The following is a 14,338-nucleotide window of genomic DNA, read 5'->3' as shown; positions in this document are numbered from 1 at the left end:
CTCGCTGAGCACCTTTTTTCTGCCTGCTATTTATTCGCTGACTTCTCTGCCCGCTGCCTGCGAAGCTCTTTCGGATCGGCAATCAATGGTCGATAAATCTCTACACGATCGCCATCGCGCACGATATCACTCAGTTTTGCCGGACGACTGTAAATGCCGACTTTATTTTTAGTTAAATCGATATCTGTACGCAATTCCAGCAAACCGCTGGCGCGAATCGCCTCTTCAACCGTCGCTCCCTCCTGCAACATCACACGTTGCAGGTACTGCTTCTCTGGTAACGCGTAAGCTACCTCAACGGCAATTTTACCTGGCACTATAAACCTCTTTTGCTCGCACAGTGAAAGCCTGCACCATATTAGTCGCCAGCTCTTTAAACACGCGACCAAAGGCGAGTTCAATCAGCTTATTAGTAAACTCAAAATCGAGATGAAACTCGATACGGCACGCCTCCTGGCTCAGCGGCGTAAACTTCCAACCGCCGATCAACTTCTTGAACGGCCCATCAACCAGATTCATGAGGATACTTTGGTTACTGGTCAACTGATTCCGGGTAGTAAACGTTTTGCTGATCCCAGCCTTAGAGACATCTACCGCAGCGGTCATCTGCCCAGGAGTGGACTCCAGAATCCGACTTCCGGTACAACCCGGCAAAAACTGAGGATAAGACTGAACGTCATTCACTAACTGATACATTTGCTCCGCGCTGTAGGGTACGAGTGCGGTCCGGCTAATTTGAGGCATAACAAATTCCATCAACAAAAAACCAACAAATAATATCATTTATCCTGCTGTAAAAAAAACGCTATCCCGGCACTGGGTAACATCGGGTTCATGCTAAGATAGAGCCTTGTCCCCCGCAGGATTAATATGGGGTGTTTTCGATTTCAGATTACCGATGATTCACGACGCTTATGACGAAGAAAAAAGCACATAAACCTGGTTCAGCAACCATAGCGCTCAACAAGCGCGCCCGTCACGAATACTTTATTGAAGAAGAGTTTGAAGCGGGACTCGCCCTGCAAGGCTGGGAAGTTAAATCCCTGCGTGCAGGAAAAGCCAATATTAGCGACAGCTATGTTCTTCTGCGCGACGGAGAAGCGTTCCTGTTTGGCGCAAATATCACGCCGATGGCTGTGGCTTCCACGCATGTGGTGTGCGATCCTACTCGTACTCGCAAGCTACTTCTCAACCAGCGCGAACTGGACTCATTGTACGGTCGCGTAAATCGTGAAGGCTATACCGTAGTGGCGCTCTCCCTGTACTGGAAAAATGCCTGGTGCAAAGTAAAAATTGGTGTCGCGAAAGGTAAGAAACAACACGATAAACGTTCTGACATCAAAGAACGTGAATGGCAGGTGGATAAAGCACGTATCATGAAAAACGCTCACCGTTAAACCTACATAACATATACTGATCAGCCCCTCACCGCGCCTCCCCTCTCCGGTGGCGCGAATGAACATCTTGTTGATAATCATATTTAACACAGATGTAGTCATCCCCATGCTTAATCGAATAAAAATCATGCTACGCAGGCGCTAAATCCTTGACGATGTCGCCATTGGGGCTGGTCATGGCGCTCACAAATCTGGTATACTCACCGTTACACATTGGGGCTGATTCTGGATTCGACGGGATTTGCGAAACCCAAGGTGCATGCCGAGGGGCGGTTGGCCTCGTAAAAAGCCGCAAAAAATAGTCGCAAACGACGAAAACTACGCTTTAGCAGCTTAATAACCTGCTTAGAGCCCTCTCTCCCTAGCCTCCGCTCTTAGGACGGGGATCAAGAGAGGTCAAACCCAAAAGAGATCGCGTGGAAGCCCTGCCTGGGGTTGAAGCGTTAAAACTTAATCAGGCTAGTTTGTTAGTGGCGTGTCTGTCCGCAGCTGGCAAGCGAATGTAAAGACTGACTAAGCATGTAGTACCGAGGATGTAGGAATTTCGGACGCGGGTTCAACTCCCGCCAGCTCCACCAAATAAAACAAGGGGTTACGTGAAAACGTAGCCCCTTCATAGTTGGTTGAGTCCATATTGCGTCCACTTAGCCTTTCTTTTGGTCGTTCTGACCACATCAAGATCTAGGAAAGGATTTCAATGTTTGCTCTACCAACAGAGGATGGCGCTGGTAGTGCATTGCATGGTTCGTCGGTTAATACCTATAAGCATTCAACCAGCCTTTATTTTTTATAAAAGATAGGCGGTTTTCTCATGGATAAGATTTGCTATCAAAAAGTTCGAGCAGAGTTCATAAGCTGTGTTGAAAGGACATTACAGCGTCTTCAACAAGAAGCTACAATTATGCCCTTTCATTCTGCGCTCCTAAGTAAAGAAGCTGTGTTTTGGAGCCGTTTTGAAAGATCATTCAGCACTAGTTTTGGACAGTCGGTAATAGAAAGAATCTCAGCATTTATTGCACAGTCTTCAGGTGCAGAAAATGTCCAAACACAAAAAGAAACTTTCGTTACCATTGACCATGATCAATTAAGAGCCATAGAACATCATATTGGGCAGCTAAGATTAAGAGGTTCTGGCGCTCGTCCTTGTTGGAACGATGATTATTCTCATATTCTACAGATTCACTCATCATCTGGTTTTGACGAGTTGCGCGTCATTTCAGACCTCTATTTTTTCAGAGATGGCAAGCATAATTATTTTTCGATTAAAACTGTAAAACCTAATATAGATCAAACAGCAGAAGCAAAACGAGATTTACTTAAGCTTAAAATTAATGACCCTGATTGCAATGTTTATTTCGGTTTATATTACAACCCATTCGGCGATCGTCGTGAATTATATAACTGGACTCCACCCATGAAAATATTTAATTTCCATACTGATCCTTGCATTTTAATTGGGCGAGATTATTGGGATACACTAGGTGGGCATGGAACATATGAAACTGTTTTAGAGATAGCTTCATCTGTAAGTGAAGAACTGCAACAAAAAATCAGACAGTATGGTATAGATAATTTTGTATAATCAGGTAAGGGAGGCTAACCCCCCCCCTTATTTTTACACAGCCAAATTCAAATCAAGATCATCTTGTTCAGATAACTTTTCCTCTAAAAATAAATCAGATGTATTCTTATAGCGCGAATATTTAAACCCCGGATACTTCTTAGGTAAAATGCCATTATCAAAGTTAATCAGGTGTTTCCCTATAGCATAACCAAGCCCCACAGGAACAGCGTTACCAAGCTGCTTATATTGATCTAATAATTTCCCCTCAATAGCCCAAGAATCGGGAAATTGCTGAAGCTTTTTATATTCCTCTATAGATAAAGGCCTTACCTCTTCAGGATGAGCCAAATCAGTGGCAGGCATTGCAGGATGTGTAACTAATGTTGGTGACGGTTTGTCCCATGACAGCCGTCGTAAGAATCCCGTTTTACCCCCACCTGAAAAAAAAGAATTACCTAATGCTTCCTTTTGAAGCTCTATCGGTAGATTTTTCCAATACTCTCCAGGCCCAAGCATTCTATAATATTTTTTCCGTTTTTCAGGAAAATCAAGATGAGTATGATGAATGCCATTTAAATCAGCCACTGTTTCTGCAAATGTTTTCCAAACCGGTAAACCAAACTCTCCCGCTTGCGAATGTGTTGGTTCAAGGTAAGGTATTTTTCTACCATCACGGGAACACAACATTACGACACGCTCACGTGTTTGAGGAACACCAAAATTAGCTGCATTATAAAGTTCAAATGAGCAGCTATATCCATTAGCCTTTATCATTCTATATATATAACTTAGCACCCCCCCAGCCTGCTCTTCATTCTTCAGGGGGGGGAAATCCTCACCTCTCTCACTATGGGGACGATGTTGAAGGGGAGCAGACAATAATCCTCGAACATTCTCGATTATAAAATATCTTGGCCTGATCTCGAAAACTGTTTCAAGATACTTAAGAAACACGTTACCACGCTCATCTTCAAATCCTAAGCGTTTACCTGCGGTTGAAAAAGCCTGACAAGGAGGCCCTCCCATAATTAAATCAACTTCATCCCCAAGCGAAAGCCCAGCATGCTCTAAAATTTCTTGAGAGGAATAATCACGAATATCCCCAATTAAAGCCATATCAGGTTTATTTTTCTTTATCGTTTTACGCGCACTTTTATCAATTTCACATGCCAAGAGAGTCTTAAACCCAGCTTTCTCTAAACCTAAATCCAACCCCATTGCACCACTAAAAAAACTAAGAGCTATTGGTTTTGTAGTTTCAATTTTTGACATTCTATCTTCATCTTTCATCAAATTTTTTAGTTCAATAATATTGCTACTTTCCAGGAGCCATATCTTACCGGACTGTCTCGCCGAGGGTATCTTACCTTCACGACACAATGACCTTACTCTTTGTGGGGATATTCCCAATATGCTAGCAGCTTCACTCACAGTTAAAGTGGTACTCACTTTTTTTTTCCCAACCGATAGATGTCTATATACCCAATTTGCCAAGATACAGAAATAAAGTCAACGTTCATGAAAGACTTTTCAATCGTAGCCATTCCATGAAAGGCTGCTAAACCACGTGGAGCTTAGGTGTCAGTCATCAGCGTTGTTGGTGGAGCCGATTTTCAAATATTATTTAATATGATAAAAATAAAATTTTTTCTTTATAATCAAAATGATATAAAAAAACCCTAATCATCTTACGGTTCTAAAAACTGTAATTACCTGAAATTCCTGTCAATCATTTCAGTTTCTGTTCTCCGCAAAGCCGCCAGTAATGGCGCGGTCTGGCGCTCAGGTTTGTAGAAAAATAAAACTGAAAAAATTTCCAGATCCAGAAACCGCAGGCGGGTGCGGTGTAGCGCCGTTTTTGTCTGCGAAAGATTTATTTTGTCGGTGCATCGCTGCGCCAGCGCAGCGCCATGCGCACGATCTTTTATATGTGTTGCGTTGGGTTAATTTGTTGTTTTAAGTGCTGAGAACGCGTTCTGCTGCGTCTGAGGATGGGTATAAAAAAGCCCGCATTATGCGGGCGTGTGGTCATGGTCAGGCAATTATATTCTGGTACTTGCTCCGGGTCTGCCCGGCTTTCGTCGCCGTCTGGGTGAACGCGTCGGCATTAGTTGGCGTCCCAACGGTGGGGTGCGAATGGCTCGCGCATTGCTGTGCCAGTTCTGCCAGTAAATCAATGGTATCCAACATCATGGTCAGGGCGTTGATACTCTCACTGCCAATATGGACAGTTGCCCCCATGACCTGCTGACCGCCAGCGGCCACTGATTTACGCAGTGCGGCAATTTTCTCTGTCAGGCTTTCGCCAACCTCCACGGCTACAGCACCGCCCACTTTAGTGGACTGCTGTCCTGCTATGTCCGTTTCTTCGTTTCCTTCAATACTGGCCAGCCTGTTACCTTTCACCGCCTGGCTATAATCACCGGCACTTACCTGCTGGATGGCTCCGGCCAGCAATGTGGTGGTTCCCAGTACCGTGGTTTTATCCGTGGCTTTCACCGTGGTTTCACGGCTGACCAGTTCGCGCTGTTCCGTATCGGCTTTTACGGTTCGCGCCATCGATGTTTCACTGATGGTCTGATCGGTCTGTCTTACCCAGTCTCCTGCCTGAGTCACCCGCTGGGAAACTTCTTCCCGCTGCTGCTGCAATTGCTCACCGGGTTTAACGTCCGGCAGGCTGGTACCATCCGGCAGCGTCTGCCACTATGCAGGCCGGGAGGTGCAGGACATTCGTGGTGTGCTGGCGGTATTCGCAGAACGTCGTCAGGACCGCAGCGGCCCGTATGTGGTACTGCGCTGCGTCACACTTGATTAACCTGATATGAGGAGCACTACATTGTCGAATACAACACCCACAACAAACCATGATATTACAGAGCCATGGTGGGGACTGAAGCGCAATATCACCCCGTGTTTTGGCGCGCGACTGGTTCAGGAAGGCAACCGCCTTCATTATCTGGCTGACCGCGCCAGTATTACCGGTAAATTCAGTGACGCGGATTTACGTCATCTCGACCAGGCATTTCCGCTGCTGATGAAGCAGATGGAACTGATGCTGACCAGCGGTGAACTCACACCCCGTCATCAGCACTGCGTTACGCTGTATGCAAAGGGGCTCACCTGCGAAGCGGACTCGCTTGCCAGTTGTGGCTATGTGTATATAGCCATTTATCCGACGCCGGCAACAACTGCGTAACCCCGCACAAAACCTCCCTTTGCCTTACCCATTTCACAACGAGATAACCCTCATGCAGACACCCTCAGCACCCCGGACGGGGGCGGCTCCGTCACGACCGTCACCCGTCCAAATCTGGCAGACCCTGCTCACGTACCTGTTGCAACAGCACTATGGTCTTACGGTCAATGACACGCCGTTTGGCAATGACGGCGTCATTGAGCAGCATGTTGACGCCGGTATTTCGCTGGCAGACGCAGTGAATTTTATCGTGAAAAAGTACGGTCTGGTTCGTACCGACCGCCACGGCTTCAGTGGCGCGGAGCAGTCCCCCCTTCATCGGCAGTACCGATATCCTCCGCGCCCGTAAAGCCACCGGGTTGATGACCCGCAATGACTACAAAGCGGTTACCAATATTACTGGTGGAAAATACAGCGGGGTGACACGATGAAACTCGCCCTCTCCATGGCACTGATGGTCTCACCTCTGCTACACGCCGCAGAGGCTCCGGTCAGGATTAGTCTTGAGCAAGTTAAAAATCCGTATTACCCGAATCTGCTTCAGCAGCGCGTTCATGTTCAGTCGCTGACTGACAGCGTCACTATTAAGGATATTGTCGTTAATCGGGGTAACTGCCCAATTCAGAAGATGCCCACCGTCTATGCAGGCAACAAACCTGTTCCACTGGTACCTTCAACACTGCCTTACGGGAAAGAGATTGCCGTCTACATTAAAGGCCCATGCAGTGTGGCAGAGATTAACGTCATCACCAGTCAGGGGGACTGGCTGATGAAGTGCTAATTTCGTTTGAACAATATCTGGTCTGACAATCAGTTGTCAGACCCTGTTGTTCCATTAGTCCTTAAATAAAAGAAATCAGATATTAATACTGCGTATTAATAGCCATCATAAACCCCTCCCCCGTAAGGTCCCTCCCCTTAACGGGTTCACCATAGTATATCCCTCTTGATTTCAGTGCATTAGCGCTCTGTCCCTCCGTGTCTGACTGCTTTGTGTCTGGAGAAAACGTTGCTAACGTAACGATAAGATAATCTAGGGGAAGCAGCTCATAGCGCTGATTACACTTCCTTATACTCATATATCAGTTGTGGCACACTCCAATCACATTTGTTAATTATCTTTCTTTACCCCAACAGTTGTTATGCTACATTCGAGTATCCTTTTTAGGGGTAAATCAGTGGTTCTCGCATTCGGCGATGACTGTGGGAGTACCCCATTGATGAACTCTACAGCAATATGAAATGTCTCACATTTTGTCTTATTGACCATTGCGCTACTGCATCCATTCTGCAGCATGGTACCCCCCTAGCCTTAAACATCTCCGCCTGCTCGCAACCAGAGGCAACTCAATGAAAATACACATTGCAGCGACCCAAGGGTTACACCAAAACGAGCATGATGCCATTATTGCCATAGAGAAGGCTCTACCCACACACTGGGTTGGATATGCGGGTATCTTGCTGGTCGACAAAAATCGCAAAAGCCTGGAATTTGATGTATTGATCTTCGCCGAAGATCGTATCCTGATGGTAGAACTGAAAAATTTCCACGGTCAGGTTCGTATGGAAGACGACCAATGGATCCAGACCACACCAAGTGGGCGTGAAATCAAACACGGATCTCCCATCGACCTCAAGCGCGAGCATGCAGTACGAATCAAATCCATGTTTAAGGAAGAACTGCGCGAACTGTGGGGGATACTTTCTACGAAATTCAGGCATTAGTGGTTCTCACTGGCGATGTCAAAATCACACAGCAATCTCCTAAAGATAAAGGCTTTGTACTGACGCTCGATGAGTTTCTGACCATCACGAATCTGGATACCTATTTTGACAAAATGCCCGACACCAGGGCTGAAAGTTATTTTTGCCGTAATCCCGAAAAGCGCCCTTGCGCTCCCGGGCAAATTGCGATTTTTGAAAAATGGAAGCGTGGGGGGAATTACGTCCAGATCCGCCAGAGGCTTGAAGCAGGATATGTGCTCAGTGAGAAGACCCCACGGCTAGAAGGACCCAACGGCTTTTATAATGAGTTCGATGGCGAACATGAGCGCGATTCGGACGATAAAAGCCAGATACGGATGTGGGACTTTACCAAAATGGCCCATGTCGGCACAGACATGTCTGTACGCGTCTTCTATGGATTACGTGAGGACCGAACTCAGCGACATATACGTCGAACTGATAGCCAACTGGGCAAAGACTATCTACTGGAGCCCAAGCACAACCTTCAGGAAGATACCCTTACCGTCGACATGGCAGAAGTCTACCAAATTCCTCGGTTGGCTGAGCGTTTGGACGAATACCTGGTATCCTCGCCATTGTCGACTGAAAAACGTACATTATTGTTACGAGCTTTGCTAACACCATTGGCCGGTATGCATGCTATGGGGGTATACCACCGTGATTTAAGTGCTAAGCGCTTATGGTGGGATCGGGAACGTAATGCCATCATCGTCAGCGGCCTGACGAGTGCCAAATTTCCGGATTTGGGACACAAAAGCATAAGCGACATGCGTCAGGACCTGGATACGACTGGTATCGTGCTACCAGAGGATGCCTTTGGTAAGACCGAGGTTCTGAGCCAAGCCGTGGATGTGTTCCAACTAGGAGTGCTGTGCTACCACATTGCTTATGGAGAGCAACTGGCATTGCCCTGTGATGAGCCTCCACAATGGAAGAAGCCCTCAAATGATCCCTTCGGCGGTAAACTGGATGTTTTTATCCAGCAATGCCTGAAAGTCAATGCATCAGAACGTCACGCAGATGCGGGTGCAATGCTGGAGACGCTTACACGAACTCTTAATTTTCAAAACCTCGATACGAACGAAGATAAGGTCCGTGTACTCAATTCCTTAGCTGCGTTCAGCACTGAGGTTATGCCAATAACGAAATACCCACAGGCAGAAGCTCCGAATATGGATCCCCTGCGTCAACGCATGACTTTCCGTTCTACTACGGTTGATGGGCAACCCTGTATTGTTCGTATCTATTTGAATGCACGTCCCAACAAGGATAATCATGGTCAGTCTCAACGGCTGCTGCACTTCCTTGAACGCTGTGCTGTTGTCTCCAAAAATATTTTGTCGCTCCCGCCATTGATTGAGTTCGGCTGCGGCATGATGGGAACCCATATCGTCCAGTCCTATGCCCCTGGAGAAAGCCTGGAGCAGTGGTTTGCGCTACCCAACCGTAGCTATGAAGAGCGTTACCAATTGGCTGATGCGCTGATACGTGCAGTGCATAACCTGCACGATCTGGATTTGAGCCATGGCGATCTGAAGCCTGAGAACTTGCTGGTACAGATGGAAGGAGGCAAGTTAGGTATTCTGCTCCTGGATATGTTTGACTTAGATATGGACGGCCTTGCGCCGAGAAATTCTGAGTACGCCCCAACAACCGACGTCAGTGCAACAGCGCGTGATCGCTTTGCCGTATACATGATCGTTGATGAGCTATTTGCTGCTTGCATTCATCCCGGCGCTAATAAGATACGCAAGGAGATCCGCAATGCGTTAGGTGCTAACAACACTGTGCCACGTAGTCTCGACATATTGCGGCGAACTATGATCAACGCAAATGAACCCGAGTTGGTTGAGGTTACGCCCTTGGTGATCGAGTACTTGTCTTTCCCCAACGAACAGGGCGAGTTGTTCGAGATGGACTCTGGCATCTACCATCTGACGGCGAGCAATAATAAGGGGGACGTTCTAAAGTTAGTTTTCCAAGGTGTTTCACATAAACTGACCCTGAACCTCAAAGTTGATGGGCAGAGTCTTACTGTGCATCGAATGTTCTATGATCGGTTGGGTACGGGTGAGATCGTCTATGACACCCGTAACAACCGAAAGAATGGTAATCGTGCAATGTCGGTGGGACAGCCCTTTTTGCTTAAAAAAGGCTCTTATGATGCGACAAATGCGAAACTACTGGACTTTGTTAGGACATTACACGTAGTGCAGCACGCTCTGGGCACCAAACCAGTGGTGGAAGAACCATCGATAGCTGTTGTCAAAGATCAAGGAGAAGGTCTTAAGCGTCTCTGGCTACGCCTGGTTGAAGTAGAGCGCGAAACGCTGCCCACAGTAAAAGTCATTGCGAGCCCTAAGGAACGCGATGGAATCGTTCATGTACAGGTTAATGAGAACATCGACATTTTAGATCTTGCCGACGATGAGGTAATTAACGTAACCGCAGATGAACATGAAACTCACTTCGGCCAACTGGATGTTGCTAAATCCGGTAATGGTATACTGGTGTTTTCGGATGACAATCGCGGGAATAACTTCCGCCTGCAAAACATTCGGGAAGACACAATCCTGACCCTGTCAAATTCAGGGAGTGACGTTAGCTGGGAGCGGCGAGATCGGGCACTTTCACGCATTATTGCTAACGACGCAGTAATGGGAGATCTAACCGACCGCTTTATTACAGGCCCTCGCGGTTGCCAGCCCCCGGCGTTACCGATGCCGACCGACGAACAAATCAACCGCTATGGGCTGGATGATTCTAAACGCGCCGCATTCCTGTATTTGCTGCAGAATCCACTCAGTGTGTTGATGGGCCCACCGGGTACGGGTAAAACCACACTACTTAGTGCGACCTTAGACTATCTGCTGAATGATGCGGAAGTACGCCGAGTACTTGTTGTAAGCCAATCACATACTGCAGTTGATGAAGTGGCAAACCGTGTGCGTGAGTTGAGTTTTAAGCGTCAGGAACAATCCCCTGAGTTCAAACCACCAAGCATTGTACGCCTGGGTGAACGTCGCCGTATTAGCGAAGGTATGTTGGACGTCCACACCAATGCCCTGCAGGATCAAGCCCGAACGGCATTTCACCGCGATCTGGAAGTCCGACTGCTAGCGTTGTCAGCGCGCTTGAAATTGCCTGAGGCATTCGTACTGGAATCTGCTGCGCTGTATCGAGCCTGCGGTCGTGAATTGTTCGAGTTCACTCCTGCCCGAAATGAAGCAAGAGAAGCCAAGCAAGATAATATTGATGTGGTGAATCAGCCAAGTGTAACGCGAGAGGTTCGCCTAGCGGCTGAACGTCGACTAGATAACCTGACGAATGCTTTAACAGGCCGGCTGTCAGCTTTTACCGATATGCCCGACCAGGTACTGCAACACAATAAGCCGCTGTTTGCGGTACTCAACATGATTGCTGAGCGACATCAGATTAATAATCCTCAGCGCATTGAGCGGATGGCCGAAGTAATGAAGGTAGCCCATCACTGGTATCAGCGATTAGCCACCGACGAGACCGGCTACGCTGCCTTTGCTGCTCGTACTCGTCAATTGGTTGTTGGCACATTGGTTGGCATCGGGCATGGCGGATACCAACTGGATAAAAGCGCCTTTGACCTTGTGGTAATTGATGAGGCTGCGCGCGCTACATTTTCCGAGCTAGCCATAGCCATGCAGAGTGCGAAGCGAGTTTTGTTAGTGGGGGACTACAAGCAATTAGCACCGAGTTATGATGTAGGCCATGTACGCCAAGTTGCACGAGATCTAGGATTAACTGAGACCGATGTAAAAAGAACAGATTTTGAACGGGCTTACGCCTTGAACGATGGTCATATGTTGTTGAAGCAATATCGAATGGCACCCGCTATCGGTGACATAATTAGCCACTGCTTCTATGACGGCACGCTTGCCACGGGTCGACCTGCAGCTCCCGAGTGGATGTCATCCCTACCCGCCCCGTGGGATCGTACAGTATCATGGATCGATACCTCTGACAGTAAGGTACAGGAAACTAGTATTGGTAAAGCGATTGCCAATGATGTTGAAGTTAACCTATTGTGCAGCCTGCTGCGACAATTAGTCGACGATGAACAGACGATGGTGCAATTGCGCCAGTGGAATGACAAAGATACAACGCCAGCCATCGGGGTTATTACCGGCTACCGTAAGCAAGTTGAGCTCCTGCAGAGGCGGCTGGAATCTGAATCCTGGGCAGCGCCGATACGCTCAATGATGAAAGTTGATACCATTGACTCCTATCAGGGATCAGAAAATCGTATCATCTTATTAAGTTTAGTACGCCATAACTCCGAGCAAAAAGTCGGATTTATGACCGATAATGCCCGAGTCAACGTTGCCCTGTCTCGTGCAAAAGAGCGTCTGTTAATCATCGGTGCCGGGAGTATGTGGCAACAGGTGAATGTATGTCAGCCTCTGGCCCGCGTCTTCGACTATATCCATCAGCAGCTTCCGTGCCGAGATAGCGAATATCAGATCATTCGTTTGGCAGACCTGCCCCATATCGCTTGCGCAGAGGTGCAGGAGAGTGACTATGTATAACAAAACCCTTACCTTAAACAGAAAAGCGCAGCAACCCGTGGAACTGCCTGCAGATTATGACCGCTTGCTGCAGAGTATTACCGTGCTGGCTCCAGTGCAGAAGATCAGCTTGGACATTGATGTGACGCATAAAGCTGCACTCCCTGCGATTCTTGAGTCGGCACTCTTGCTGGTAGCTCAACTCGAAACCATCTCCCCTTCTGAGCTAGGGGGTTTTTTTGGACTCGCAGACCATGAACGCCAGGTTCTTGTTGATGAAATGATCGACACTGGCCTCGTGCAATACAATATTGAAGGCGATATCGCGACCACGGTTAAGCTGACGATGCAACGCAGGGAGGGCGCATCGGATGAGGGTATTACAATTGAGGATGTGGAAAATCACCGTGATTTTACCTTCGTCGATCTTTGCACTGGACACATTCAGCCCAAGTGTAATACAGACCTGCAGAAAGGATTGCCCGAGTTGGCTCGTAAGATCAATCGCAGTGACTTCACCGATTTAATCGCTAATCAATTTCGTCGCTTTCAGGTTTGCTTACCCGACACCAAGAGTAAGCGTGCGCTGCGTAGTTCCAAGGCCCGACTTTACCGGATAAATCGGGCCTCTGTTAGTCAATCAGGATTGAAACAGCAAATCTCACTCGATATCCACGCCCATTCCGACCCTATGAACGGAATTCGTCTGGATGCCAGATTGATGGACTATAGCTCAGAACATACTCGTTTGATGGAAAGCTCTGGTCTCAAAACAGAAGCTATAAATTGGTTGCATGAGCGCAAGCTAGAAGCCGCTACTACCACACTGGAGGACTATTGTGACCTAGCAAAAGATATAGTAATCCGCCGATATGTCAGCCGTAGTGGTAAGCTGGATCTAGGGCGTTTACTCCATGATCGCCAACGCAAAAAGACCAGCTATGGTGATAGCGCGACACAACGTATGATAATTGGGCCGATTTATGCTTCCCCCAACCGTAGCACCTTAATCAATTGGGCTGAACGGTTGCCACGTAATCAGCGGTTGCATCAAGGGATCTGGCTCGGGGCAACCAATGAGTTGTTTGGTGCTAGTTTAGGCCTTGAGTCGTTCATCAAACAAATGAACACCGAACTCAGTAGTGGGGAGCGTAACAGTCGTCTCAATTTGGCATTTCAGTGCGATGAGGGATTTCAGGCACGTCGTCTGATCACTAATCTGTTTAATAGCCGTACCGACGATAGCCTACGGATTTTCCAGAAAGGTCGTTCTGAGTCGCACTTGGAAATGTTGGTGTTCCCTGGCGAGCAAGGCATAGCCGTGGTCCAGTATCACGCTGTTTTGGATCAGTCACTCGGCTACGCAGGCCTTACGTTGCCAATCGGCTATCTCACGACAGACCCAGAACAAGTAGCTCAGTTGTGGGCGCAGGTGCAGCAGCGAATCCTGTCGCCGCTTCGGTCAGCCGACCAGCCCGAGGTAGCGCTAGAAGGTCTTGATCAACAATTGGGTTGTAGTTCTGCTGAACTAGCACAATTATTGGTCGAAAATGCCGAGAAAAAACTGAAAAATTTGATGGATAAATTCAATCGGCGCTAGTGCTACTCACCCTGGTAGTTCACGGTCGTCGGTATCAGGGTGAAAGCCAACAGTTGGTCTTTCTAATACAATAACCTTTGAAAGGTGGTTTTTGCTTTTAACAATGAAGGGAGTGCCTGTTGGCAACGGTGTCTTCTCGTCCTTCCTCTCTACCAATGTCGCGATAGTGTCAACGACGGATGAAAAGTGATCCACTTATATCTCCACCAACGGCCCAATATTGATCCACCGTTTTACTCAGGATTAGCTTCAGCTATAACCCCGGCCTTTCGTTTCTGTCTGAGTCGATAGCTT

Annotated in this window: 10 protein-coding genes, 1 other RNA gene and 3 pseudogenes; 10 read left to right on the top strand and 4 right to left on the bottom strand. The window is 47.6% G+C overall.

Translation table 11 applies throughout. The annotated features are described in order from the left end of the window. Positions 1 to 26: 26 nt before the first annotated feature. On the bottom strand, positions 27 to 317 hold the full coding sequence (locus tag A9587_RS21890) for an RnfH family protein (RefSeq protein ID WP_001117829.1): 291 nt from the start codon (positions 315 to 317) through the stop codon (positions 27 to 29). Further along, positions 307 to 744, bottom strand: a complete 438-nt coding sequence (ratA, locus tag A9587_RS21885) for a type II toxin-antitoxin system toxin RatA (RefSeq protein WP_010376629.1) — start codon at positions 742 to 744, stop codon at positions 307 to 309. The genes A9587_RS21890 and ratA overlap by 11 nt, the downstream gene beginning before the upstream one ends. 170 nt (positions 745 to 914) lie before the next feature. Here ratA and smpB point away from each other — a divergent pair, with 170 nt between their 5' ends. The 3 genes from smpB (at position 915) to A9587_RS21870 (ending at position 2,979) form a co-directional block, all read left to right on the top strand. After that, positions 915 to 1,397, top strand: a complete 483-nt coding sequence (gene smpB / locus A9587_RS21880; protein ID WP_000162574.1) for an SsrA-binding protein SmpB — start codon at positions 915 to 917, stop codon at positions 1,395 to 1,397. 215 nt (positions 1,398 to 1,612) lie between these two features. After that, positions 1,613 to 1,975: a transfer-messenger RNA gene (gene ssrA, locus A9587_RS21875) on the top strand. A 233-nt stretch (positions 1,976 to 2,208) separates the two neighbouring features. Then, the gene (locus A9587_RS21870; protein ID WP_105263913.1) at positions 2,209 to 2,979 is read left to right on the top strand and encodes a TdeIII family type II restriction endonuclease; all 771 of its coding nucleotides are present in this window, start codon (positions 2,209 to 2,211) and stop codon (positions 2,977 to 2,979) included. Between the two features lie 33 nt (positions 2,980 to 3,012). Here the strand turns inward: A9587_RS21870 and A9587_RS21865 are convergent, their stop codons facing one another. Together A9587_RS21865 and A9587_RS21855 are read right to left on the bottom strand one after the other, a co-directional pair. Beyond that, on the bottom strand, positions 3,013 to 4,392 hold the full coding sequence (locus tag A9587_RS21865) for a DNA cytosine methyltransferase (protein WP_236942431.1): 1,380 nt from the start codon (positions 4,390 to 4,392) through the stop codon (positions 3,013 to 3,015). Positions 4,393 to 4,995: 603 nt separating this feature from the next. Continuing rightward, a pseudogene (locus A9587_RS21855) lies at positions 4,996 to 5,661 on the bottom strand (hypothetical protein); the annotation flags it as partial. Between A9587_RS21855 and A9587_RS21850 the strand changes: the two are divergent. From A9587_RS21850 to A9587_RS21820, 7 genes and pseudogenes are all read left to right on the top strand, one after another. Further along, positions 5,648 to 5,786: pseudogene (locus A9587_RS21850) on the top strand (DUF987 family protein); the annotation flags it as partial. The pseudogenes A9587_RS21855 and A9587_RS21850 overlap by 14 nt on opposite strands. Continuing rightward, on the top strand, positions 5,783 to 6,157 hold the full coding sequence (locus A9587_RS21845; RefSeq protein WP_105263916.1) for a type IV toxin-antitoxin system YeeU family antitoxin: 375 nt from the start codon (positions 5,783 to 5,785) through the stop codon (positions 6,155 to 6,157). The pseudogene A9587_RS21850 and the gene A9587_RS21845, both read left to right, overlap by 4 nt. A 52-nt stretch (positions 6,158 to 6,209) precedes the next feature. Next, positions 6,210 to 6,588: pseudogene (locus tag A9587_RS21840) on the top strand (TA system toxin CbtA family protein). Then, on the top strand, positions 6,585 to 6,938 hold the full coding sequence (locus tag A9587_RS21835) for a hypothetical protein (protein ID WP_105263917.1): 354 nt from the start codon (positions 6,585 to 6,587) through the stop codon (positions 6,936 to 6,938). Before A9587_RS21840 ends, A9587_RS21835 begins: the two are co-directional and overlap by 4 nt. A 569-nt stretch (positions 6,939 to 7,507) precedes the next feature. Beyond that, complete coding sequence (locus A9587_RS25275; RefSeq protein ID WP_236942015.1) at positions 7,508 to 7,882, top strand: nuclease-related domain-containing protein; 375 nt, start codon at positions 7,508 to 7,510, stop codon at positions 7,880 to 7,882. Next, positions 7,849 to 12,465, top strand: a complete 4,617-nt coding sequence (locus A9587_RS21825; protein ID WP_236942016.1) for an AAA domain-containing protein — start codon at positions 7,849 to 7,851, stop codon at positions 12,463 to 12,465. The genes A9587_RS25275 and A9587_RS21825 overlap by 34 nt, the downstream gene beginning before the upstream one ends. Next, positions 12,458 to 14,044, top strand: coding sequence for a hypothetical protein (locus tag A9587_RS21820; RefSeq protein WP_105263919.1), 1,587 nt, complete (start codon positions 12,458 to 12,460; stop codon positions 14,042 to 14,044). Before A9587_RS21825 ends, A9587_RS21820 begins: the two co-directional genes overlap by 8 nt. The last annotated feature ends 294 nt before the right edge of the window (positions 14,045 to 14,338 follow it).

Source organism: Escherichia sp. MOD1-EC6162, assembly GCF_002965125.1.
Classification (GTDB): domain Bacteria; phylum Pseudomonadota; class Gammaproteobacteria; order Enterobacterales; family Enterobacteriaceae; genus Escherichia; species Escherichia marmotae.
This window is presented reverse-complemented; position numbering and strand designations above follow the sequence as displayed.

Coding starts and splice junctions, on each gene's coding strand:
- A9587_RS21845 (WP_105263916.1), top strand. CDS start 5,783: ATGAGGAGCACTACATTGTCGAATACAACACCCACAACAAACCATGAT.
- A9587_RS21820 (WP_105263919.1), top strand. CDS start 12,458: ATGTATAACAAAACCCTTACCTTAAACAGAAAAGCGCAGCAACCCGTG.
- A9587_RS21870 (WP_105263913.1), top strand. CDS start 2,209: ATGGATAAGATTTGCTATCAAAAAGTTCGAGCAGAGTTCATAAGCTGT.
- A9587_RS25275 (WP_236942015.1), top strand. CDS start 7,508: ATGAAAATACACATTGCAGCGACCCAAGGGTTACACCAAAACGAGCAT.
- A9587_RS21835 (WP_105263917.1), top strand. CDS start 6,585: ATGAAACTCGCCCTCTCCATGGCACTGATGGTCTCACCTCTGCTACAC.
- smpB (WP_000162574.1), top strand. CDS start 915: ATGACGAAGAAAAAAGCACATAAACCTGGTTCAGCAACCATAGCGCTC.
- ratA (WP_010376629.1), bottom strand. CDS start 744: ATGCCTCAAATTAGCCGGACCGCACTCGTACCCTACAGCGCGGAGCAA.